The sequence below is a fragment of the Streptococcus sp. V919 genome, assembly GCF_054353475.1.
In genome coordinates this window covers 91,759-114,085 of the sequence record NZ_JBTHHY010000003.1, presented here as the reverse complement: position 1 = coordinate 114,085, position 22,327 = coordinate 91,759, and the positions used below count along the sequence as shown (strand labels likewise).

Genomic DNA, 22,327 nt, shown 5'->3' with positions numbered 1-22,327 from the left:
AACAGGTTTTTTTAACTTTTTTAAAATCCTATCAACCTTAACCGCGATACACTCATAGTCCGTACGGGATTCGAACCCGTGTTACCGCCGTGAAAAGGCGGTGTCTTAACCCCTTGACCAACGGACCTTGAGCTTGTCAACTCTTTCTATTATACCTACTTTTTGTCGCTTGTCAACTGGTTTTTCTGATTTTTATTATTTTGGAGCGAAATCTTTTAAAACCAGTTGTAATTCTTTGAGCATTGCTTTTCTACCTTTGAATCGTTCATCTGCTAATAATCGCTCGAAATGTTCTCGCTTCTCCTTTCCTAATCCAGATTCGTATTTCTTAAGCATTTCTTGGAGAGCATAGGAATCATCTAAGCACAGACCTCCTTCACGTAATCTGTGACTAATTTCACTCACTTCCTCATAGGTTTGACGATCCAATTTTCTTTTATAGCTTTCTTGCTTTCGGACTGCATCTAGAATTCGATTCCGAAATTTTGTTTTAAAGTAAATATAGAATTGTTTATCTTTTTTCTCTTCAAATTCTGGGTAACTTTCTAATAGTTCATGAAGGCAAATCATTCCTTCTTGATCCCAATCTTCTCTTTCCCATAGATGTAAATAGTATTCTTTTCGACACTTATGCACGATAGCTTTGACTTCTTCATAATTTTTTTCTATCATCTTTACCCTCCTTTTCTGCATTCAGTATACCAGAGATAGGTTTTATAAAAGCTGTTATTTTTTCTTTTGTCTGTAATCTTGCCTAAGCTTATTCCTCGGATGCCATTCCATATCTTTCAGGTATTTTTTCTGTTACTTCAGGAAACAAAAAATGACAAGAATAGTTCTTGTCATTTAAAAATTATTGGAACAAATCTACTATTGTATCCCAAATTGTTTTTGCTTTTTCTTTAATTTTAGCATCTGAAATTGCTCGTTCTGCTTCATCGATAAGATTCTGAGCTCGTCCTCTAATATCGGTTATAGTATCACTTGATTGCGTTCCACCACTGTCAGTAACATGATTTTGAGCATTTTTAGGTGCTATACCGTTTAGTTCATAAGCATTCTTAACTGTAAAAGTACTTCCCGGCGTATAAGGAAGGATTGTTTCAGCCATGCTTCTAAAAATATGAGCTGCGCCATTTGAAGTCGAGCCTGATAGATAATGATTTTCGTCCGTAGTCGGGAAACCAAGCCAGTGACTGATTACCACATCAGGTGTATAGCCAATAACCCACTGGTCACTTGTATATACTGGGTTAAATGCCGCTTCAGTTGTACCAGTTTTTCCAGCTAAAACATAGCCATTAGGTGAGGAACTTATTCCTGTACCATTTGTAAAGGTTCCAAGCATCATACTTGTCATTTTATCAGCTACCGATTTGTCAACCACTCGTTTTTGAGTGTTTTTGTGAGTAGCAATGACTTCTCCACTTGCATTTTCAATTCGTGTAATAAAATGTGCTTCAGGCATTAAACCTTCATTTGCAAATGCTGCATAAGCCTGGGCCATTTGTAGTGGGTTAGTTTCCACGCCACCACCTAGAGCTACACCTAACACACGATCAACATTCGTTAAATCAAGTCCGAATCTTTCGCCTGATTCAAAAGCTTTATCGATACCAAGCTGTTTGACTGTCGCTACGGCAGGTAGATTTAGAGATTCAGCTAAAGCTTGATACATTGGAACTTCTGGCGACGTTTTGATTCCAGCGTAGTTATCGACCTTGTAGTCTCCATATTCCATAGTATGATTATCCAACTCTTTATTTAGAGCCCATCCTGCTTCGACTGCCGGTGTATAGACTACTAATGGTTTAATCGTTGAACCTGGACTTCTTTTTGATTGGGTTGCATAGTTGAAATTTCGGAAACCTGCTTTATCATCTCCAGCCACACGTCCGACAACTCCACGAACTCCTCCCGTTTTTGGTTCTAAAGCAACACTACCCGACTCAGCATGCGTTCCATCTTCTGCTGTTGGAAAGAGAGCTGTATTTTCATAGATGACCTGCATATTAGCTTGATAATTCTGGTCTAACTCTGTATAGATACGATAGCCGTTGTTCACGATTTCTTCTTCAGTTAGATTATACTTTTCAATCGCTTCATTAACAACTGCATCAAAGTAAGAAGGATAACGGTAGTCTGAAATTTTCCCCTCGTAAGTATCCTGAAGCCGAGAGGCCATATCAACGCTTGCAGCTTCCGCTTCTTTATTTTTATCAATATAACCAGCAGCTACCATATTCTGCAAGACGGTGTCCCTACGATTTGTAGAATCCTCAATCGAATTTAAAGGGTTGTATAATTCTGGTCCCTTCAGCATTCCTGCTAAAGTCGCAGCTTCATCAAGTGTCAATTGAGAGGCTGAAACTCCAAAGTATTTTTTACTCGCATCCTCAACACCCCAAACTCCACTACCGAAATAGGCATTGTTCAAGTACATGGTTAGGATTTCCTTCTTGCTATATTTTTTGGTCAATTCCAAAGCTAAGAAGAATTCTTTGGCTTTTCTCTGCACAGTTTGGTCTTGCGAAAGATAAGCGTTTTTCGCTAACTGTTGGGTAATTGTAGAACCACCACCCGAACGACCAGCTGTTAGGATAGCCAGGAAAAAGCGTCCATAGTTAATTCCACTATTTTTATAGAAACTTCTATCTTCTGTCGCAATAACAGCATTCTGCAAATCTTCACTAATATCCGAAAGTTCGACATAGGTCCCTTTTTGGCCTGATAGAGCACCTGCTTCTTTTTCTTCTCTGTCAAAAATCAGAGTACGTGTTTTTAAAGCGTTTTGTAAGTCTGTAACATTCGTCGATTTTGCTAGCGCAAATAGATAGACCCCAACAAAAAGGCTGGCACTTAGTCCTATAATCAGAAAGATCTTTGTCAGATGATAACGGCGCCAGAATTTTCGAATAGGACCAACTGCCCCAGATTTTTTTCGCCCAGCTCTTGAACGGTGTAAATTACTAGACTCGTTACCTTCATGTTCAACTTCGTTAGTCTCTGTTTCTTCAATTTCAGATTCTTCTTTCTTAAATAAAGAAAGAAATTTTTCAAATAATGTATCTAATTTCATGCGTTTATTTTATCATCTTCCCCATAGGAAGACAAGAATTTAGCTAGTTCCCCTGTCCAAATAAACTAATTTTTGTTACAATATCTGTATGAAATTTACCTTTACTATCCCTGAGTCTCTACCTGAAATGACAGTTAAACTTTTCCTGGAAGAGCAACTGTTAATCCCTAGAAAAATACGTCATTTCTTGAGAGTTAAGAAACATATCCTTATCAACAAAAGAGAAGTTCATTGGCACCAGGCTATCAAAGCAGGAGACGAATGCCAATTAATTTTCGATGAGGAAGATTATCCTACAAAAGAAATTGCTTTTGGAAACCCCAAACTTGTAAAAGAAATCTATCAAGACCAACATTTAATTATCGTCAATAAACCCGAGGGCATGAAAACACATGGGAATCAGCCCGATGAGATTGCTCTTCTCAATCATGTTAGTGCCTATGTTGGTCAAACTTGCTATGTTGTCCATAGACTAGATAAAGAAACTAGTGGTCTCGTACTATTTGCTAAAAATCCGTTTATATTACCTATTCTAAATCGACTATTAGAAAACAAAGAAATTTCCCGAGAATATTGGGCTCTAGTTGACAGAAAAATCGAGGCTAAAGAACTTGTCTTCCGAGATAAAATCGGTCGCAATCGACACGACCGTAGGAAACGGGTAGTGGATCCAAAAAATGGTCAATACGCCGAAACCCAAGTAACTCGTTTGAAACAATTTCAAAACAAAACCAGTCTCGTTCAGTGTAGATTGAAAACAGGACGTACTCATCAGATTCGAGTTCATCTAGCTCACCACGGACATCCAATTCTTGGAGACCCTCTCTATAACCCACATTCAAAAGTTAGCAGACTGATGCTACACGCATTCAAACTATCCTTCGTCCACCCTCTAACTTTAAACAAGTTAAGTTTTACTGCGCTATCAGATACATTTGAAAGAGAATTAAAACAAAATGGATGATAAAACCATCCATTTTTATTATAAGCAAAAAAGCAAGACCAGTTGGTCTTGCTTTTATCGACTCAAAAATTATTTAGCGATTTTAGCGAAGTATTCAAGAGTACGTACAAGTTGTGCAGTGTATGACATTTCATTGTCGTACCATGAAACAACTTTAACCAATTGTTTACCGTCAACATCAAGAACTTTAGTTTGAGTTGCGTCAAACAATGAACCGTAAGACATACCTACGATATCTGAAGATACGATTGGATCTTCTGTGTAACCGTATGATTCGTTTGAAGCTGCTTTCATAGCTGCGTTCACTTCATCAACAGTAACATTCTTTTCAAGAACAGCTACCAATTCAGTAACTGATCCAGTTGGAGTTGGAACGCGTTGTGCAGATCCGTCAAGTTTACCGTTCAATTCTGGGATTACAAGACCGATAGCTTTAGCAGCACCAGTTGAGTTAGGAACGATGTTAGCTGCACCAGCACGAGCACGACGAAGGTCACCACCACGGTGTGGTCCGTCAAGGATCATTTGGTCACCAGTGTAAGCGTGGATAGTAGTCATCAATCCTTCTACAACACCAAAGTTGTCTTGAAGAGCTTTAGCCATAGGAGCCAAACAGTTTGTAGTACATGAAGCACCTGAGATAACTGTTTCAGTACCGTCAAGAACGTCGTGGTTAGTGTTGAATACAACTGTTTTAACGTCGTTTCCACCAGGAGCAGTGATAACAACTTTCTTAGCTCCACCTGGGTGCAAGTGTTTTTCAGCAGCTTCTTTCTTAGCAAAGAAACCAGTTGCTTCAAGAACGATTTCTACACCGTCGTTAGCCCAGTCGATTTGTTCTGGATCACGTTCAGCAGAAACTTTAACGAATTTACCGTTAACTTCGAATCCGCCTTCTTTAACTTCCACAGTTCCGTCGAAACGACCTTGAGTTGTGTCGTATTTCAACAAGTGTGCAAGCATAACTGGATCTGTAAGGTCGTTGATACGAGTAACTTCAACCCCTTCTACGTTTTGGATACGACGGAAAGCAAGACGACCGATACGTCCGAAACCGTTAATACCAACTTTAACTACCATTAGTGATTTCCTCCTTATGAAAATCATGAAAATTTTATTGTGAAAAGAGTAACTTGAATCACTACAAATCACCTTTCAACGTTATTATTATATAACTATTTAAGCTAAATTGCAAGTACTGGCCTTGATTTTCAAACTACTTTCTTTTTAATACCGTGCTCCCCCTATTCATAGCGTAAAGATTCCACTGGATCCATTTTGCTAATCTTACGTGCTGGGAAGAAGGCTGAACCATAGCCAAGAAAGAAAGCAAAAACCAAAGTCCCTAAAATAGAGAGAAGATTTAATTCAAAAACTTTAGAGATTGATGGATAGAAATGGTGAACAATAACATTCGCTAGACTGCCTATCCCTTGAGCAATGATGAAAGCTATAAACAAGGCGATTCCTACAATCCAAAGAGCTTCGTAGATAAAAATTCCTTTCACATCTCCATTTTGATAGCCAACGGCCTTCATGACACCGATTTCCTTAGAACGTTGCATGATATTGATATAAATGATGATGCCTATCATAACTGCTGCCACCACAATCGCTTGTGAAGAAAGCACAATCAGTAATCCCTGGATAACACGAATAAAGGTAATCACAATATCAAGAACAGCCTGTTGAGAAAGAACTGTATACTTCTTATTTTTCTGCAATTCTTCTGTTATTATTTTCGTACGTGATGGGTCTTTAAGTTCTAAAATAAAATAGGATACGGCCTTTGTGAATTCAGCTTCTTTTAAAATCGTTTCCATCTGCTTGGAAGCCATAAAACTATTACTATCTTCTGCATCATCTTCATCATTGATTACACGCACAATATGAGTTTGAAAACCTGCCAATTTGCTACCTTCAGCAGCATTTTCTACAATGGTTGCCGATACTGGTTTTCCAATAACATCACTAGCTGTCAGATTGTTCCCTGTTTGTTCATTCCAATTTTTGAGCAAACTCATCGGAATCGTTAATCCCTGTTCGTTAACATCCGTATAAAGAGAGCCTGCTAGCACTTTTTCTTTTTCATTGCTAGTAACAGAAATACTTGTATCTTCATACAAACTCACGACCTGAGCATAAGAAGGCAGGGCTTGGCTAAAATCCACTTCGTGTCCGTCTATGCTCATCTTTGACATGGTCATACCAAAAGGACTCTCTAGATATTTAATATTTTCTTTCCCAATCGTATCTGTGATATAGTTCTTATCTTCTTGGTTTAGAAAACCTCTTCCAGCAACGCTTGAATTCAGTGCAATCTGAACTTGGGAAGGGAGCTTACCTCCGTTGGTATTTTCATCAATCATCGAAATCAAGGCATTCCCAAGACCAAAAGAAATCAACACGCCTACAAAACCAATCGAGGTCGCTACTGCAATCAACAAGTTACGCCACTTTCTTTCCATAAAATTACTTAAAGAAAGTTTGAATTTATTTTTAAAGGATAATCCTTTATTTTTTGACTTCTTCAACGACTTCACCATCCTTCATTTTGATAATTACATCTGCATATTCAGCTACTTCTGGGTTATGAGTCACAATCAGTACTGTTTTCCCAGATTTGGCCAAACTTTTAAATACTTCTAATACCATTTCTTGAGATTGAGAATCCAGCGATCCTGTTGGTTCATCAGCTACAATCATATCTGGTTGATTTACCAAAGCACGTGCAATTGCTACACGTTGCTTTTGCCCACCAGAAAGCTGTTTAACATTTTTAGCCATAAAAGGTTCCATTCCTAAACTGACTAGTTGCTCTTGAGCTATCCTTGTCATTTCTTTATCGGATAAATCTTTGACATAGAGAGGCAACTTAACATTGTCCAAAACAGACTGGTGAGGAATGAGATTGAAGTTTTGAAATACAAATCCAATATTATCTTTACGGAATTGAGTCAATTCAATCTCTGATAAATCCCTGAGAGGTTCTCCTTTAAAAGCTAAAACTCCCTCATACTCTCTATCAAGACCACTGATAATATTTAATAGACTGGTTTTGCCGCAGCCTGACGGACCATAAATCGCTGTAATTTTCCCATCAGCAATCTGCAGGTTAATATTTCTTAGAGCCTGCTCTTTATGTTTGCCGTCCAAAGCGTAAAATTTTGAAATATTTTTCATGGATAAAATGGACATTATAATCTCCTTTAATCACTTGTGTTATCGTGTATCGATACAAACTATATTTATCTATCAGATTCAAAAGGAATCAAAGAATTCCTCTCTCTTTTTTACGAATTCATTGTAACAAAAAAATGACATTTCCCCAATGACAGAAATGTCACTCCTATAAACCATTTAACGATATCTTTCTAGGTCCTCGGCCCATTCATTATCTAAACTAACGAGTAACTGCTCATTACCAAACATCCTTGCCATCATTTTTGCTTCTTCATACTTTTGTTTGGCTGTATCATAATCCGTCTGAATATAATATTTCCACTCCACCATCAAGACAATCGGTTGTTTTTGAAAATCTCGTGTTTTTTGCCCTATTTTATTTAACGTTTCAACTGCCCTCTTAAAATAATGAAACAGTCCCATAATTTCTATACAAGCTAAAGAAGCTAACAAGGAATCTCTAAGCAAGTCCAAACAATCGAACTCTATCTTATCAACCTGAGAACTTAGTTTGTCATAAAAACAAAGAATGGTTTCATGCTCAGATTCTTTTATCTCACCCACATTTAAACCATCCATTAACTGACAGTTGAAATACAGTCTCAATTTCAAAAGGTCCTCAACTTTATATACATCTCTGGATAGTAAGTCTTGAAGACCGCCCTCAATCACACTGCTTCCGTATAAGGAATTACTAGTCGCTCTCACTTCATCTATAGCTTGAAGACAATCCACTAGTACTTTCTCATCACTTGGCAAATCATCATAAAAACATTCAAAAATCTCATCAAAATATTCTTCCTTCTGTTCCTGTAACTCTTTGTCTCCATAGTCAGGATGATGAAGAAGAAAGTATTTTAATTCTTGGTAACGCTTGGGTAATTCCTTATAGTCTGGCATCAAGACATAAGATGGAATGCCTAGCCTATCCGCAATGTATTCTAGTGTTTTTATCGTAGGACGAAATTCTCCTTTTTCGATGCGGACCAACTGACGAACTGACAGTTCTGACTCATCTCCACAAAAAACTGGACGACTAAGTCCTTTCCCCTCTCTAAGAAGTCTTACCTTTTCCCCTAAATCATTCATCTCTTACATTTCTCTCTCAGCTCGATACAAAAACTTTGATAGTCAAACAAATATATACGCTTATTATAACATTTTTCAATAAAATGTACAAAAAAAGAGACAGGATTACTCCTGTCTCTAGGCTGATAATCTATTATTTACGACGTCCTGGACGTTCTGCATAACCATAGTAAGCATCTGCCATGATTTCTTCCATGTCAGCTACCATTGGTAAGCGTGGGTTTGCAGGTGAACATTGGTCTTCATATGCAAGCAAAGCAATTTCATGCAAGCTATCTTTCCAAGTTTTTTCATCAATTCCTTGATCCTTGAAGTTCATCTTAATACCTACTGCAACACCAAGATCGTAAACTGCTTTGGCATAAGCTTCAACTGCTTCTTCTGGAGTTGAGTGAGGCAAGCCAAGCATTCTAGCAATATCTTGGAATTTTTCGTCAGCTTTCCAGTAGTTGTATTTAGGCCATGTAGTAGTCTTAGATGGGCGAGTACCGTTGTAGCGGATAACGTATGGAAGCAAGATTGCATTTGTACGTCCGTGAACAGTATGGTGAACAGCACCAATCTTGTGGGCCATTGAGTGACTCATACCAAGGAAGGCATTAGCGAAGGCCATACCAGCCATTGTAGATGCATTGTGCATTTTTTCGCGAGCTTCTGGGTCAGCTGTCTTAACTGATTTTTCTAACCATTCAAAGACAAGCTTGATTGTTTGAAGCGCGATACCATCTGTATAATCGTTAGCGAAGTTTGAGGTGTAAGCTTCAGTAGCATGAGTCAACACGTCCATACCTGTATCAGCAGCGATGAAGTCAGGAACTGATTCAACCAAAGCAGGGTCAACAATCGCAATCGTTGGTGTCAATGAGTAGTCAGCCAATGGATATTTACGGTTGTTTTTCTTATCAGAGATAACGGCAAATGGTGTTACTTCTGAACCTGTACCTGAAGTTGTTGGGATACCGATGTACTTCGCTTTCTTACCAAGTGATGGGAAGCGGAAGGCACGTTTACGGATATCCATGAATTTTTGAACCAAGTCACGGAAGTCGATTTGTGGTTGTTCGTAGAAGAGCCACATTACTTTAGCAGCATCCATCGGTGAACCACCACCAAGAGCGATGATTGTGTCTGGTTCAAATGCTCTCATCACTTCAGTACCACGTTCTACAGTTGTGATATCTGGATCTGGTTCAACATCTGAGAAGACTTGGACAGTTACACGGTTGCTACGTTTGTTCAATTGGTCGATAATACGTTGAACGAAACCGAGTTTTTCTATAGATTTGTCTGTAACAATCATAACGCGTTCAATATCTTCACATGTTTGAAGGTATTGGATAGAATTGCGTTCGAAGTAAATTTTTGAAGGAACTTTAAACCATTGCATATTATTTCTACGTTTCCCTACTTTCTTGATGTTTAGAAGGTTGATTGCACTCACGTTATCACCGACTGAGTTGTGTCCATAAGAACCACATCCAAGTGTCAATGATGGAATGAAGGCATTATATACGTCACCGATACCACCGAAAGTAGATGGAGAGTTCCAGATAATACGCATTGCTTTGATTTCTGTACCAAAGCGTTTAGCAAGAGCTTCATCTTTTGTATGGATAGCTGCTGAGTGACCAAGCCCATTGAACTCAACCATTTGACGAGCTTTTTTAAGTCCATCTTCAGTATCTTCAGCTTTCAATACTGCAATGACTGGTGAAAGTTTTTCACGAGTCAAAGGCTCATTTTCTCCAACTTCTGCACATTCTGCAGCAAGGATATTAGTTTCTGCTGGCACTTTGAAACCTGCTTGTTCTGCAATCCATGTTGCTGGTTTACCAACGATGTTTGCGTTTAGTTTAGCACCCGCACAGTTTTTGCTGTTAGCTTTCACACCGAAACAGAATTCTTCAAGAAGAGCTTTTTCTTTCTTGTTTACAAAGTAAGTGTGGTAAGATTTGAATTCTGCAACAAATTCATCATAAACTTCTTTATCAATGATAACTGCTTGCTCAGACGCACAAACCATACCATTGTCAAATGATTTAGACATAACGATGTCATGAGCTGCTTGACGGAGGTCAGCTGATTTTTCGATATAGGCAGGAACGTTTCCAGCACCTACTCCAAGAGCTGGTTTACCACATGAGTAAGCAGCCTTAACCATGGCATTACCACCAGTAGCAAGAATAGTTGCAATACCATCATGATTCATAAGAGCAGCTGTTGCTTCCATAGATGGTTCTGTAATCCATTGTACACAGTTTTCAGGAGCTCCAGCAGCAATCGCAGCATCACGAACAATTTGAGCAGCGTGTGCAGAAGATTCTTGAGCAGATGGGTGGAAAGCAAAGACGATAGGATTACGTGTCTTTAATGAGATCAATGCTTTAAAGATTGCTGTAGAAGTTGGGTTTGTTGTAGGTGTAACTCCACAGATAACCCCAACTGGTTCTGCAATTTTAGTCAAGCCAGTAATTGGATCATCTTCGATAACTCCAACAGTTTTAACACCGCGCATGTTGTTTACAACGTGTTCACAGGCAAACAAGTTCTTTGTAGCTTTATCTTCAAATACACCACGTTCTGTTTCTTCGATTGCATGTTGAGCAAGAATTCCGTGTGCATCAAGTGCTGCAACAGATGCTTTTGCCACGATATAGTCAACTTGTTCTTGGTTCAACTTACGCATTTCTTCAAGTGCAACTAAACCTTTTTGTACCAAACCATCTACGTGCTTCTCTGCAGCAAGTTGTCTTTGTTCAGGTGTTACAGTTTTTTTATCAGCCATATTTTCCTCCATAGCCATCAAGGGTTAAAATCCTTTGTTAAATTTTTCACAAGTTTATTATAACTCTTTTTTTATACTTTGTAAACAGTTTCATAGATATTTCACAAAGAATTTTCATTTTATTGTGAATTTTTTATCAAACTATTGTTTTTATGCACTCTTTTATCAAACTTTGTGAAAATATTATTGAAATTATTTTATTTCACAAACTTTTTTATGGTATTTTAACACAAAAATCAAGGAAGCGCTTTCCTTTCATCCTGATAAAAAACCTCCTTATCAGGAGGTTATTGTGCTTGTTGGAAGAGCCCTTGTTTAAAGTCGCCTTCATAGACAACTTCTTGCTCTGTAGTCAGTTTTCCTTTTCCTTCAGCTTGGCCGTTAACAAAATCACCTTCATAAACCCAGCCATCCTTTGCTTGGTAGGTACCTTTACCGTTAAATGCTCCATTTTTAAATTCACCAGTATAAGTGTCGCCATTTGAGAAGGTCATTGTGCCTTGACCATTCATCTTTCCACGGACGATGCTCCCATCGTATACAATTGAGTCACCATCTAGCTTTAGGACCCCTTGCTTGGGCATATTCCCTACAAATACAAAAATTGCACAAAGAACTATGACTACTACCGTCGCAATTTCTAAACGAGGACGCGTTATATAGACACTGTATTTATCATAGAGTTTTTTTAAATTATCCATTTTTTGCCTCATTTTCTAAACGTGATAGCCATGCTTGGCAACCAGCTAAAACTCGATCATAAGTTTCATTGAAATCACCTGTATACCATGGATCTGGAACACTTTCAGAAGCGAACGCTTCTATCTTGTGCTGTTGTTTTTGAGGACACATTCGAGTCAAGTCAAGGAGATTCGATTCGTCCATACCAATGATATAATCAAAATATTCAAAATCATCCTTAGAGATTTGTTGTGATGTTTTTGATGAATCATAAGGAATACCGTGAGTTTTAAAGATTTTCTGAGTTCCTTTGTGAATTGGGTTGCCGTGTTCCCAAGAAGAAGTTGCTCTACTCTCAATCTCATATTCATCGGTTAAAGATTTCATCACAAATTCTGCCATAGGACTCCGGCAAATATTACCAAGGCAAACAAAAACAACTTTTTTCATCATTGTCCCTCATCTTCATAGAAAAAGGGGTATAAGATCAACCCCGTTTTATTCTTCAATCGCACTTTCACCGTCGATGACTGTACCTTCTGATGTAACAGCTTCTTTCAATGGCAAGACTGATTTGATTGCTCCGAGTTCAAAAGTCAAGTAAACTCCGTCTACATCAAGTACGATCGTTCTGTTTTCGGTATCAACTTCATCTACTGTACCGTATAAACCACCGATAGTAATGACTTCATAACCTTTTTGAAGTTTATTGAGACTCTCCATGCGTTTTTCAGCTTGTTTCTTTTGAGAACGTTGCATGAAGAACATCAAGCCGAACATCAAAACAAGCATAATCAAGAATGTTAAATTCCCACCCATTATTTTTTACTCCTTTGTAATTCAGATAAAACTACTATATCAAATTTCACTTGTTTTTACAAGATTATACCCTGGTTTTGGGACAATAAAAAACCAGAGCAAAGCTCTGATTTTTCTTACTTCAAGTTGTTTACAATTTCAACTAAGTTTTCAACTGTAAATCCATATTCTGCTAAAACTTTTGAAGCTGGAGCAGACGCACCAAAGGTATCAATACCGAGAACCGCTCCATCAAGACCGACGTATTTATACCAGTTTTGGGTTGCTCCCATTTCGACTGCTACACGGCGACGAACTGCATTTGGTAAGATTTCTTCTTTGTAAGCTGCATCTTGTGCATCAAATACATCTGTAGATGGCATGCTGACTACGCGAACTTTTCCACCTTGGCTTGCCAATTCTTTAGCAGCTGCAACAGCTAGATTCACTTCTGAACCTGTTGCAATCAAGATAGTGTCAAAGTCTGCTGCATTTTCATAGACAACGTAAGCACCTTTTGCAACCTTCTCGAAGTCTGTTCCTTCCTCAACAGTCAAGTTTTGGCGAGTCAAGACAAGGGCAGTTGGTGTTTTCTCACTCTTCACTGCGAGATACCAAGCTGCTTGAGTTTCACGCGCATCTGCTGGACGGAAAACGTTGAGGTTTGGAATCGCACGAAGGCCTGCCAAGTGCTCAATCGGTTCATGAGTTGGCCCATCTTCACCAACTGCGATTGAATCGTGAGTAAAGACATAGGTTACAGGAAGACCTTGTAGGGCTGACAAACGAACTGCCGCTTTAAGGTAATCTGAGAATACGAAGAATGTTCCGCCATAAACACGAAGTCCACCATGAAGAGCCATTCCGTTCAAAACAGCTCCCATTGCAAATTCACGAACACCAAATTGGATATTACGGTTCAAGCGATTTGCATCGTCCTGAAGTCCGTCAGTTTTGATGTAAGTCATATTTGAATGAGCAAGGTCAGCTGATCCACCAAGGAAGGTTGGCAATTTAGCAGCTACTACATTCAAGGCATCCTGGCTTGAGTTACGAGTCGCTTGAGAGAAACCATTTTCTAAAGCTGGGAAGTCTTCTGGAGTCAATTCAACTGGATCGAGTCCTTCGATGATGGCTTCCACTTCTGCAGCCAATTCTGGGTGAGCTTCTTTATAGTCTGCAACTAGTTTTGTCCATGCTTCATATGCTGATGCACCACGGTCCGCAACATTTTGTTTGAAATCAGCATAAACTTCTGCTGGAATTTCAAATGGTTCGTAGTTCCAACCAAGTGCTTGGCGAGTTGCTGCAGTTTCATCCGCTCCAAGAGGAGCGCCGTGTACAGCATTAGTCCCTTGTTTGTTTGGAGAACCATAACCAATAACTGTTTTCACTTCGATTAAAGATGGTTTTCCTGAAGCCTTAGCTTCTCCAATAGCAGCATGAATAGCTTCTAAGTCTGTCCCATCTTCTACCAATGCTGTATGCCAACCGTAGGCATTGTAACGGTCACGAACACTTTCTGTGAAGGAATCTTTTGTCTCACCATCCAAGTTGATATCATTTGAGTCATAAAGAACAACCAACTTGTCAAGTTTTTGCAAACCTGCATAAGATGCAGCTTCACTTGAGACACCTTCCATCAAGTCACCATCTCCACAAATAACATATGTGTAGTGGTCAAAGATGTTATAACCTTCGCGGTTGTACTTAGCTGCAAGGAAACGTTCTGCTTGTGCAAAACCTGTCGCAGTCGCAATCCCTTGTCCTAGAGGACCTGTTGTTGCATCAACTCCTGCTGTATGACCAAATTCTGGGTGACCTGGTGTTTTAGAACCCCATTGACGGAAGCTCTTCACTTCATCCATGCTCACATCTTCAAATCCAGAGAGATGAAGAAGGGCGTAGAGGAGCATTGACCCGTGACCAGCTGAAAGAATAAAACGGTCGCGGTTAATCCAGTTTGGTTGAGCTGGATTGATACGAAGTTCTTTAGTGAATAGGCTGTAAGCCATCGGTGCAGCTCCCATAACCACCCCTGGGTGACCTGAGTTCGCCTTATTGATAGCGTCAATACCTAGAAAACGAATCGCATTAACAGATAGATTTGACATAGAATTTCCTTTCTCTTTGAGGTGATAAGTATACCACTTATCCTATTTTACTATTATATGAAAAAATACCTAGAATAGCAATAAAACAATTTACTATAAAATGACTCAGCCGATTAGATTAATTTCTGGTCGCTTGATAGTAAGGCAAGAATTTTTCAAAAGCCCTATCCAGTTCATCTAAAATCTTATCTAGAGTTTCTTCATCAGTCACTGGAACATCAGCTTTTATTAATACTTTGCGAATCTCTTGGTTAGATAACTGTTGTCTCAAAAGTTGTCTATTCTCCTCAGTAGCCTGCACTCTATAACTCTCATCGTTTTTCTGAACCCAATAATAGATTCCCTCAACCACTGGCACATCCAAAACTTTAGCCTGTTTTGATAAGGTAGCTTCATCTTTCTTTCTCTCTATAAAACTAACTTCTAAAGAGATTCCCCAATTATTCTGACTTCCATACAAGCGAAGAGCCATCATAGGTTCCGCAACTGATCCTTCTGCCTGTAAATAAGCCCAAAAATGAGGGCGAAGACGTTGAGCTTGATTCATCCATTGACTGGTTGGGTGTAATTTCCAATCGGAATGCCTAGCTTGAAAACATTCAGCTAGGTGAGTAAATGACTTTCGTGCTCCCTGCCCTTTGCTACGCATTGATAACATTTTATCTCTTTCAACTCCTGCTTTGTCAGGGTTCCGGTACTGTTCTCCTTGATAAGCAAGATAATCTTTGATTTCTTTCATTTGATTCCTTCTTTAGTTAGAAAAAAATCAGGAAAACCTGATTTTTCATTTATCTTATTCAGTATCTACGACAACATAACGATTTGGTTCGTCACCTTCAGAGTAGCTCGTTACACCTTCCATTCGCGAAATGATACGATGGATAATTTTACGCTCGCTACTTGACATTGGATCTGTCATCTGACTACGACCTTCTTCCAAGACACGTGTAGCCAATTTCTGTGCGTAACTCTGCAAAACTTCTGCACGATGTTCCACATAGTCATTCACATTGATCGTGATGTAGAAAGTTTTTGAATAACGATTGTAAAGGTAATTTTGCGCTAGAAGTTGGAGAGATTTCAAAACCTTACCGTGGTAACCGATAATACGACCCGGCTCATTTGTATCGATTTGCATGTTGATAGAACGACGGTTAGAAGTACTAGAAATAGTTCCCTCAACATCCATATCATCAATGATTGCTTGAACATAGTCCGTCACTTCTTCAACAACCTTTTCTGTGTCGTAAGTCGGCTCAACTTTCAAACCAAGGTTTTCTAAATCACTACCTTGCTCTTCGTCACCATTTTCTTGAATTTCTTCAGGTTGCAATTCTTTTAAAACAGCAATGTGCCCTGTTTCCTCTAAAATAGTGCTTGCTTCCTTATCATTTTTCAGAATTTCAGCCTTGACTTCTTCAGAAATTTCTTGGCCTTCTTCTTCAATCTTCTTGATAGCTGCAACTACATGTCCCAAATCGACTGTTGCTTCACTGACTGTTTTAACTGGATCGTTTTGATCATTAATTTCTTTTGGAACACCTTTGATAGCCTGTTGATTTGCTTTTACAACAGTTGTCTCACTAATTGCTTCGATATCAACTTGAGCTGGTTTCTTTCCGAAAAGTCCAAAAAATCCTTTTTTCTCTTTCGAAATAACCTTGATATGAGCTTTCATTCTCGGAATATTTAATTCATTCAATCCTTTTTGGATTGCTTCTTCAACAGTTGAACCTGTAAATAATACCATTATCAGATTTCTCCTTACTTTTTCTTTTTCTGTGCTTTCTTCAGAGCTTTTCTTTTCTTAGCTTCTAGATCTCTCTTAGCCTTCACATCCGCTTCACGCTCTTCAATGATTTTGAAAGGATTGTTCAGTAGGTAAGTTTGCAATACTTGATAAGCGTTTGAAACCGTCCAATAAAGAGCAACACCGCTTGGTGCAGACATTGCAAAAAAGAAGATGATGACAGGCATTCCATACATCATAGCTGTCATTGCACCATTTTTTTCAGGCAAGGCTTTGTTTGAAAGCCAACTACTGAAGAAAGTGAACAGGGCAGCTAAAATTGGCAATACCAAGGTCGTGTCAACTCCACCTAGATTGAACCACAAAAAATGGCCAGTCTTCAAAAAATCAACGTACGATAAGGCTTGGAAAAGAGCCAATAGAATTGGCATTTGAATCAAAAGTGGCCATAATGATGCAGACTGCTTAATCCCTAATTCTTTAAATAATTTACGTGTTTCCTGATCTAGTTTAGTACGACTTTCCATATCGCGACCAGGATAACGTTCGCGCAATTCCTTTATTAGCGGTTGCGCTTCTTGCATTTTTCTGGATGCCACCATTTGCGTTTGAAAGACCGGTAATAAGATTGTTCGAATCAAGACTGTGAAAATAATGATCCCTAAACCAATACTTACATTAAAGGACAAAAAACGAATGGTTTCAGCAAAAAAATAAACAAGTTTACTCCAAACATCTGACGAATCAGCAGAGACTTCACTAGTTGCACAAGCAGTCATTACCAACAAGGACAAACCTAACAAACTAGTCAATTGTAATTTCTTCTTCACTCCTATTTCCTTCCTGGTATATCTTTGCTAATTTCAAAACATGAAGTAAGTTTTTTTCGATTTCTGCATATTCTAAAGTTTCAACGCCTTTTCGAGCAATAACAACAAAGTCTACATTATCAACTATCTGGTTACTATTTTCAATCAAAACATGACGAATTCTTCTCTTGATTTGATTTCTTGTTACAGCATTTCCTAACTTCTTGCTAACTGATAACCCTACTCGAAAATGTTGTTGCTGATTCTCTAACCGATAAATAACAAATTTTCGATTAGCTACACTTTTCCCCTCTTTAAATATGGCGTCAAAATCTTTCTCTTTTTTTACACGAAAGCTTTTTCTCAAAAATCATACTCCATCTAATAAAACTATTACTATTATACCATAAAATTTCAAAAAGCCAATCATGGCAAGGTTTCGGGCTATTTGTGCCATAAAAAATGGCCATTTAAAAAATGAATGACCAGAATTCAGCGAAAATTTACTACTGTTTTCAAAATCAAAAACAAAAGTCACTCTTACGAGTGACTTTTGTCGGAGATTATTATGAAAAAGTTTAGGATTCTATTAAATAAAGTTAGGAGGTCTTTATTTAATGATTGTAGTATATACCGTTTTCCTTAAATTGAACTTAAAGCTTCACTTTTTTCTCTAATTTTTAAAGCTATGGATTGGAGCAGGAATCTGACCCCCACGAGAAATAAAATCAACAGATGATGCTTTGTTTACTTTCATAACTGGAGCAGTTCCTAAAAGACCACCAAACTCGATCATATCCCCTTCTTTACCTTTAGGAATAATGCGAACTGCAGTTGTTTTCATATTGATAACCCCGATAGCAGCTTCATCGGCAATCATAGCCGCAATGGTTTCAGCAGGAGTATCCTCAGGGATAGCAATCATATCTAAACCAACCGAACAAATAGCTGTCATGGCTTCTAATTTTTCAAGATTAAGAGAACCATTTTGCACAGCAGCAATCATACCCTCGTCCTCAGATACTGGGATAAAGGCACCGGATAAGCCACCAACTTGGTTACAAGCCATAACTCCACCCTTTTTAACCTGATCATTCAACAGAGCTAAGGCTGCAGTCGTCCCATGAGTCCCAACAGTTTCCAGCCCCATTTCCTCGAGAACTCGAGCTACAGAATCACCTACTGCTGGAGTTGGCGCCAAGCTTAAATCTACAATTCCGAAGTCAACTCCAAGACGCTCGCTAGCCATTTGTCCAACTAGTTGACCGATACGGGTAATCTTGAAAGCTGTCTTTTTAACAGTTTCAGCAACTACATCAAAACTTTCCCCACGAACCTTTTCCAAGGCACGTTTAACAACACCCGGACCAGAAACACCTACATTGATGATAACATCTGCTTCACCAACACCATGGAAGGCACCCGCCATAAAAGGATTATCTTCGACTGCATTGGCAAAAACTACTAGCTTCGCAGCTCCCATTTCTGAAAGTTCACCTGTTTCCTTGATAATTCGTCCCATATCAGCTACAGCAGTCATGTTAATTCCTGACTTGGTTGAACCGATATTGACAGAGGAGCAGACCTTATCCGTTTCAGCCAAAGCACGAGGGATAGAATTTATGAGAATTTCATCACCTTTTTGGTAACCTTTTTGTACCAAGGCAGAAAATCCCCCAATAAAATCAACACCTATTTTTTTAGCAGCTCTATCCAAAGCTTTTGCTAACACTACATAATCTGTCGCATCTGTTGCTGCTCCAACCAAAGAAATAGGAGTTACCGATACGCGTTTGTTAACGATTGGAATCCCAAGTTCAGCTGCAATTTCATCCCCGACAGCAACTAAATTTGCGGCCTTGCTAGTTATCTTATCATAAATTTTATCTGCAGCCTTATTAATATCTGGATCTATACAATCTAGAAGTGAAATTCCCATGGTAATTGTTCTGATATCAAAATTCTGCTCTTCAATCATTGAGATTGTTTCAGTGACTTGTCTAATATCCATACACGCCTCCTAGATATTATACATAGCATCAAAAATCGCAGCACTCTGAATATTGATTTTGACATTCAAAGTCTGACCAAAAGCCTCAAACTCATTTCTCAAATGAGTAAAATCTTGTTTTTCTTCACTAGATACCACAGCCATCATTGTGAAGAACTCGTCCAAGACAGTTTGTGAAATATCATCAATATTTAATCCTAATTCAGCAATCTTAGTCGCAACACCTGCAACAATCCCACCTTTATCTTTTCCAACTACAGTTATGATAGCTTTCATATCGATCCTCCATTTTTAAACTATAGAAAATCTAATTTTGTGATTTTCTTTTTTCTCAGTATAGCACATTTACAACAAAAAAACTAAAAAACGCCTGCTTACGAAATTGTTCTTAAAAGAAAAACAATTTCGTAAACAAGCGTCTACCGACCATCTTATGATGAGTGTTCCCGCTAGGACAAAAGTCCTAGCGGTAGACCAGAGCTAGACTAAGAGCACAGGGCTCCATCATCATAACACTCAACAAAATTGATGATTTTATACTAATTCAATGATCGCCATTGGCGCTGCATCACCACGACGTGGTTCAGTTTTAAGGATACGAGTGTATCCACCGTTACGGTCTGCGTAACGAGGTGCGATTTCTGAGAACAATTTTTGAAGAGCTGTAGTAGAAGTGTACTTGTCAGTTGCTTCATCATAGTTTTCAGATGCGATTTCATTACGTACGAAAGCAGCAGCTTGACGACGTGCATGCAAATCACCACGTTTACCTAGAGTAATCATTTTTTCAACAGTTTTACGGATTTCTTTAGCACGAGCTTCAGTTGTCACGATTGATTCGTTGATCAAAAGGTCAGTTGTCAAATCGCGAAGCATTGCTTTACGTTGTGAGCTAGTGCGTCCTAGTTTACGGTAAGCCATGTATTCCTCCTTTATTTATCTTTTAATCCAAGACCCAAATCAATGAGTTTGAGTTTCACTTCTTCCAAACTCTTGCGTCCAAGATTTCTTACTTTCATCATCTCTGCTTCAGATTTTTCTGTCAAATCGTGCACAGTATTGATACCAGCACGTTTCAAACAGTTATACGAGCGTACAGACAAGTCAAGTTCCTCAATCGTACGTTCCAAAATACGGTCGTCCGATTCAGTATCAGCTTCTTTCATCACTTCTGCAGATTTAGCAATCTCTGTAAGATTTGTAAACAAATCAAGATGTTCTGTCAAAATGCGTGCTGAAAGCCCTAAAGCATCTTCTGGAATAATAGTTCCATTTGTCAAGATTTCAAGGGTTAATTTGTCGAAACCATCATTGCTTCCTACACGAGCAGGTTCAACTTGATAGTTAACTTTTGTTACTGGTGTATAAATAGAATCTACAGCAAGTGTTCCAACAGGTGCATTATCTTTTTTATTTTCATCTGCAGGTACATATCCACGACCACTGTTTACAGTCATAGTCGCTTTAAATGAAGCACCTTCTCCGATTGTGAAAAGATAATGATCTGGATTTACGATTTCGATATCACTATCAGTCAAAATGTCTCCAGCTGTAACTTCAGCAGGTCCTTCAACATCAAGTTCAATAGTCTTTTCGTCTTTTACATATGATTTAACTGCAATCCCTTTAATGTTCAGAATGATTTGCATCACGTCTTCGCGAACACCTGGAATTGTATCAAACTCATGTAATACTCCATCGATATCGATAGATGTAACAGCTGCTCCTGGAAGAGAAGCAAGAAGTACACGACGAAGAGAGTTACCAAGTGTTGTACCGTATCCACGTTCTAGTGGTTCGATTACAAACTTGCCATAATCTTTATTTTCATCAATTTTTGTTATATTTGGTTTTTCAAACTCGATCATTTAGTTACTCCCTCTTAAACGAAAAGCAGTGTAAAGGTAATGATTATACACGGCGACGTTTTGGAGGACGAGCACCATTGTGTGGCACTGGAGTCACATCACGAATTGCTGTTACTTCAAGACCAGCGGCAGCAAGAGCACGAATAGCTGACTCACGACCAGAACCTGGACCTTTTACAGTAACTTCAACTGATTTAAGACCGTGTTCTTGTGCAGATTTAGCAGCAGCTTCTGAAGCCATTTGAGCAGCAAATGGTGTAGATTTACGAGAACCTTTGAAACCAAGAGCACCAGCTGATGACCAAGCGATTGCATTACCATGCACATCAGTAATCATAACAATAGTGTTATTAAATGTAGCGTGAATATGCGCAATACCAGATTCGATATTCTTTTTCACACGACGTTTACGTGTTGGTTTAGCCAAGACTTTTACCTCCTATATTATTTTTTCTTACCAGCAATCGCAACAGCTTTACCTTTACGAGTGCGAGCGTTGTTTTTAGTGTTTTGTCCACGGACAGGAAGTCCACGACGGTGACGGATACCACGGTATGAACCGATTTCCATCAAACGTTTGATGTTCAAGTTTACTTCACGACGAAGGTCACCTTCAACTTTAATTGCATCAACTTCACGACGGATAGCATCTTCTTGATCAGATGTAAGATCGCGAACACGAATATCTTCTGAAATTCCAGCAGCTGCTAAGATTTTCTTAGATGTTGCAAGTCCGATACCATAGACATAAGTCAATGAGATAACTACACGTTTGTCATTTGGAATGTCAACTCCAGCAATACGAGCCATGTTTTCTCCTTTCTATCTTATCCTTGACGTTGTTTGTGTTTTGGATTTGCTGGGCAAATTACCATAACACGGCCATTACGACGAATTACTTTACAGTATTCGCAAATTGGTTTGACCGATGGTCTTACTTTCATTTCTTATCCCTCCAAGTTTTTCGATTATTTAAAGCGGTAAGTGATACGTCCACGTGTCAAGTCATATGGACTCATTTCAACAGTAACACGATCTCCCGCTAAAATACGAATATAGTTTTTACGAATTTTACCAGAAACTGTTGCTAAAATCTGATGTCCATTTTCAAGTTCAACCGTAAACATTGCATTCGGCATCGTATCGACTACTTTGCCTTCAACTTCAATCACATCGTCTTTTGCCACGCAAAAGTA

24 protein-coding genes and 1 tRNA gene are annotated in these 22,327 nt (G+C 38.7%); 1 reads left to right on the top strand and 24 read right to left on the bottom strand.

Going from position 1 to position 22,327, the window contains the following annotated elements; genetic code table 11:
* Positions 1 to 55: 55 nt before the first annotated feature.
* The 3 genes from ACXYSK_RS08490 to pbp2a form a co-directional block, all read right to left on the bottom strand.
* A tRNA-Glu gene (locus ACXYSK_RS08490) sits at positions 56 to 127 on the bottom strand.
* Positions 128 to 195: 68 nt separating this feature from the next.
* Positions 196 to 672, bottom strand: a complete 477-nt coding sequence (locus ACXYSK_RS08485; protein ID WP_254727325.1) for a sigma-70 RNA polymerase sigma factor region 4 domain-containing protein — start codon at positions 670 to 672, stop codon at positions 196 to 198.
* 181 nt (positions 673 to 853) lie between these two features.
* Positions 854 to 3,079 carry a penicillin-binding protein PBP2A gene (gene pbp2a / locus ACXYSK_RS08480; RefSeq protein WP_458625688.1) on the bottom strand — a complete coding sequence of 742 codons (2,226 nt, stop codon included), beginning with the start codon at positions 3,077 to 3,079 and terminating at the stop codon, positions 854 to 856.
* Positions 3,080 to 3,167: 88 nt separating this feature from the next.
* Here pbp2a and ACXYSK_RS08475 point away from each other — a divergent pair, with 88 nt between their 5' ends.
* Positions 3,168 to 4,043, top strand: coding sequence for an RluA family pseudouridine synthase (locus ACXYSK_RS08475; protein ID WP_458625687.1), 876 nt, complete (start codon positions 3,168 to 3,170; stop codon positions 4,041 to 4,043).
* A gap of 69 nt (positions 4,044 to 4,112) precedes the next feature.
* Here the strand turns inward: ACXYSK_RS08475 and gap are convergent, their stop codons facing one another.
* The 21 genes from gap to infA all read right to left on the bottom strand — a co-directional run bounded on the left by gap (position 4,113) and on the right by infA (position 22,318).
* A complete protein-coding gene (gene gap / locus ACXYSK_RS08470) occupies positions 4,113 to 5,123 on the bottom strand; it encodes a type I glyceraldehyde-3-phosphate dehydrogenase (RefSeq protein ID WP_006151032.1) in 1,011 nt (336 codons plus the stop codon).
* A 164-nt stretch (positions 5,124 to 5,287) separates the two neighbouring features.
* Positions 5,288 to 6,589, bottom strand: coding sequence for an ABC transporter permease (locus ACXYSK_RS08465; RefSeq protein ID WP_458625686.1), 1,302 nt, complete (start codon positions 6,587 to 6,589; stop codon positions 5,288 to 5,290).
* Positions 6,558 to 7,241 carry an ABC transporter ATP-binding protein gene (locus ACXYSK_RS08460; RefSeq protein WP_458625685.1) on the bottom strand — a complete coding sequence of 228 codons (684 nt, stop codon included), beginning with the start codon at positions 7,239 to 7,241 and terminating at the stop codon, positions 6,558 to 6,560. The genes ACXYSK_RS08465 and ACXYSK_RS08460 overlap by 32 nt, the downstream gene beginning before the upstream one ends.
* A gap of 162 nt (positions 7,242 to 7,403) precedes the next feature.
* Positions 7,404 to 8,315 (bottom strand): helix-turn-helix domain-containing protein, encoded by a 912-nt coding sequence (locus ACXYSK_RS08455; RefSeq protein WP_458625684.1) that lies wholly within the window; start codon positions 8,313 to 8,315, stop codon positions 7,404 to 7,406.
* Between the two features lie 133 nt (positions 8,316 to 8,448).
* A complete protein-coding gene (gene adhE / locus ACXYSK_RS08450) occupies positions 8,449 to 11,100 on the bottom strand; it encodes a bifunctional acetaldehyde-CoA/alcohol dehydrogenase (RefSeq protein ID WP_458625683.1) in 2,652 nt (883 codons plus the stop codon).
* A gap of 287 nt (positions 11,101 to 11,387) precedes the next feature.
* Positions 11,388 to 11,801 carry an MORN repeat-containing protein gene (locus ACXYSK_RS08445; RefSeq protein ID WP_458625682.1) on the bottom strand — a complete coding sequence of 138 codons (414 nt, stop codon included), beginning with the start codon at positions 11,799 to 11,801 and terminating at the stop codon, positions 11,388 to 11,390.
* Positions 11,794 to 12,231 (bottom strand): low molecular weight protein-tyrosine-phosphatase, encoded by a 438-nt coding sequence (locus tag ACXYSK_RS08440; protein ID WP_254727308.1) that lies wholly within the window; start codon positions 12,229 to 12,231, stop codon positions 11,794 to 11,796. The genes ACXYSK_RS08445 and ACXYSK_RS08440 overlap by 8 nt, the downstream gene beginning before the upstream one ends.
* A 48-nt stretch (positions 12,232 to 12,279) precedes the next feature.
* A complete protein-coding gene (gene yajC / locus ACXYSK_RS08435) occupies positions 12,280 to 12,600 on the bottom strand; it encodes a preprotein translocase subunit YajC (protein WP_006151030.1) in 321 nt (106 codons plus the stop codon).
* Between the two features lie 116 nt (positions 12,601 to 12,716).
* Positions 12,717 to 14,693, bottom strand: a complete 1,977-nt coding sequence (gene tkt, locus ACXYSK_RS08430; RefSeq protein WP_458625681.1) for a transketolase — start codon at positions 14,691 to 14,693, stop codon at positions 12,717 to 12,719.
* Positions 14,694 to 14,811: 118 nt separating this feature from the next.
* Positions 14,812 to 15,432, bottom strand: coding sequence for a hypothetical protein (locus ACXYSK_RS08425; protein ID WP_006151061.1), 621 nt, complete (start codon positions 15,430 to 15,432; stop codon positions 14,812 to 14,814).
* 54 nt (positions 15,433 to 15,486) lie between these two features.
* Complete coding sequence (gene jag, locus ACXYSK_RS08420) at positions 15,487 to 16,443, bottom strand: RNA-binding cell elongation regulator Jag/EloR (protein ID WP_458625680.1); 957 nt, start codon at positions 16,441 to 16,443, stop codon at positions 15,487 to 15,489.
* Positions 16,444 to 16,457: 14 nt separating this feature from the next.
* On the bottom strand, positions 16,458 to 17,273 hold the full coding sequence (locus ACXYSK_RS08415) for a YidC/Oxa1 family membrane protein insertase (protein ID WP_006151040.1): 816 nt from the start codon (positions 17,271 to 17,273) through the stop codon (positions 16,458 to 16,460).
* Complete coding sequence (gene rnpA / locus ACXYSK_RS08410; protein WP_025170053.1) at positions 17,248 to 17,619, bottom strand: ribonuclease P protein component; 372 nt, start codon at positions 17,617 to 17,619, stop codon at positions 17,248 to 17,250. The genes ACXYSK_RS08415 and rnpA overlap by 26 nt, the downstream gene beginning before the upstream one ends.
* A gap of 306 nt (positions 17,620 to 17,925) precedes the next feature.
* Positions 17,926 to 19,263, bottom strand: a complete 1,338-nt coding sequence (locus tag ACXYSK_RS08405) for a PFL family protein (RefSeq protein ID WP_458625679.1) — start codon at positions 19,261 to 19,263, stop codon at positions 17,926 to 17,928.
* 9 nt (positions 19,264 to 19,272) lie between these two features.
* Complete coding sequence (locus tag ACXYSK_RS08400; RefSeq protein ID WP_006151049.1) at positions 19,273 to 19,539, bottom strand: ACT domain-containing protein; 267 nt, start codon at positions 19,537 to 19,539, stop codon at positions 19,273 to 19,275.
* A gap of 258 nt (positions 19,540 to 19,797) precedes the next feature.
* On the bottom strand, positions 19,798 to 20,184 hold the full coding sequence (gene rplQ, locus ACXYSK_RS08395; RefSeq protein WP_004251124.1) for a 50S ribosomal protein L17: 387 nt from the start codon (positions 20,182 to 20,184) through the stop codon (positions 19,798 to 19,800).
* A gap of 11 nt (positions 20,185 to 20,195) precedes the next feature.
* Positions 20,196 to 21,131, bottom strand: coding sequence for a DNA-directed RNA polymerase subunit alpha (locus tag ACXYSK_RS08390; RefSeq protein ID WP_006151057.1), 936 nt, complete (start codon positions 21,129 to 21,131; stop codon positions 20,196 to 20,198).
* 43 nt (positions 21,132 to 21,174) lie between these two features.
* A complete protein-coding gene (gene rpsK, locus ACXYSK_RS08385) occupies positions 21,175 to 21,558 on the bottom strand; it encodes a 30S ribosomal protein S11 (RefSeq protein ID WP_001118385.1) in 384 nt (127 codons plus the stop codon).
* Between the two features lie 17 nt (positions 21,559 to 21,575).
* Positions 21,576 to 21,941 (bottom strand): 30S ribosomal protein S13, encoded by a 366-nt coding sequence (rpsM, locus tag ACXYSK_RS08380; protein WP_006151054.1) that lies wholly within the window; start codon positions 21,939 to 21,941, stop codon positions 21,576 to 21,578.
* 17 nt (positions 21,942 to 21,958) lie between these two features.
* Positions 21,959 to 22,075 (bottom strand): 50S ribosomal protein L36, encoded by a 117-nt coding sequence (gene rpmJ / locus ACXYSK_RS08375; RefSeq protein WP_001808836.1) that lies wholly within the window; start codon positions 22,073 to 22,075, stop codon positions 21,959 to 21,961.
* Between the two features lie 24 nt (positions 22,076 to 22,099).
* A complete protein-coding gene (gene infA, locus ACXYSK_RS08370; RefSeq protein WP_001029883.1) occupies positions 22,100 to 22,318 on the bottom strand; it encodes a translation initiation factor IF-1 in 219 nt (72 codons plus the stop codon).
* Positions 22,319 to 22,327: the final 9 nt, after the last annotated feature.

What these genes read in the sequence shown, in the direction of transcription:
- ACXYSK_RS08400 (WP_006151049.1), bottom strand. Translation starts at nt 19,539, where the DNA reads ATGAAAGCTATCATAACTGTAGTTGGAAAAGATAAAGGTGGGATTGTT.
- ACXYSK_RS08460 (WP_458625685.1), bottom strand. Translation starts at nt 7,241, where the DNA reads ATGTCCATTTTATCCATGAAAAATATTTCAAAATTTTACGCTTTGGAC.
- yajC (WP_006151030.1), bottom strand. Translation starts at nt 12,600, where the DNA reads ATGGGTGGGAATTTAACATTCTTGATTATGCTTGTTTTGATGTTCGGC.
- gap (WP_006151032.1), bottom strand. Translation starts at nt 5,123, where the DNA reads ATGGTAGTTAAAGTTGGTATTAACGGTTTCGGACGTATCGGTCGTCTT.
- ACXYSK_RS08425 (WP_006151061.1), bottom strand. Translation starts at nt 15,432, where the DNA reads ATGAAAGAAATCAAAGATTATCTTGCTTATCAAGGAGAACAGTACCGG.
- rpmJ (WP_001808836.1), bottom strand. Translation starts at nt 22,075, where the DNA reads ATGAAAGTAAGACCATCGGTCAAACCAATTTGCGAATACTGTAAAGTA.
- tkt (WP_458625681.1), bottom strand. Translation starts at nt 14,693, where the DNA reads ATGTCAAATCTATCTGTTAATGCGATTCGTTTTCTAGGTATTGACGCT.
- rpsM (WP_006151054.1), bottom strand. Translation starts at nt 21,941, where the DNA reads ATGGCTCGTATTGCTGGAGTTGACATTCCAAATGACAAACGTGTAGTT.
- ACXYSK_RS08440 (WP_254727308.1), bottom strand. Translation starts at nt 12,231, where the DNA reads ATGAAAAAAGTTGTTTTTGTTTGCCTTGGTAATATTTGCCGGAGTCCT.
- jag (WP_458625680.1), bottom strand. Translation starts at nt 16,443, where the DNA reads ATGGTATTATTTACAGGTTCAACTGTTGAAGAAGCAATCCAAAAAGGA.
- ACXYSK_RS08445 (WP_458625682.1), bottom strand. Translation starts at nt 11,801, where the DNA reads ATGGATAATTTAAAAAAACTCTATGATAAATACAGTGTCTATATAACG.
- rplQ (WP_004251124.1), bottom strand. Translation starts at nt 20,184, where the DNA reads ATGGCTTACCGTAAACTAGGACGCACTAGCTCACAACGTAAAGCAATG.
- ACXYSK_RS08465 (WP_458625686.1), bottom strand. Translation starts at nt 6,589, where the DNA reads ATGGTGAAGTCGTTGAAGAAGTCAAAAAATAAAGGATTATCCTTTAAA.
- ACXYSK_RS08455 (WP_458625684.1), bottom strand. Translation starts at nt 8,315, where the DNA reads ATGAATGATTTAGGGGAAAAGGTAAGACTTCTTAGAGAGGGGAAAGGA.
- ACXYSK_RS08475 (WP_458625687.1), top strand. Translation starts at nt 3,168, where the DNA reads ATGAAATTTACCTTTACTATCCCTGAGTCTCTACCTGAAATGACAGTT.
- adhE (WP_458625683.1), bottom strand. Translation starts at nt 11,100, where the DNA reads ATGGCTGATAAAAAAACTGTAACACCTGAACAAAGACAACTTGCTGCA.
- pbp2a (WP_458625688.1), bottom strand. Translation starts at nt 3,079, where the DNA reads ATGAAATTAGATACATTATTTGAAAAATTTCTTTCTTTATTTAAGAAA.
- ACXYSK_RS08405 (WP_458625679.1), bottom strand. Translation starts at nt 19,263, where the DNA reads ATGGATATTAGACAAGTCACTGAAACAATCTCAATGATTGAAGAGCAG.
- ACXYSK_RS08485 (WP_254727325.1), bottom strand. Translation starts at nt 672, where the DNA reads ATGATAGAAAAAAATTATGAAGAAGTCAAAGCTATCGTGCATAAGTGT.
- ACXYSK_RS08390 (WP_006151057.1), bottom strand. Translation starts at nt 21,131, where the DNA reads ATGATCGAGTTTGAAAAACCAAATATAACAAAAATTGATGAAAATAAA.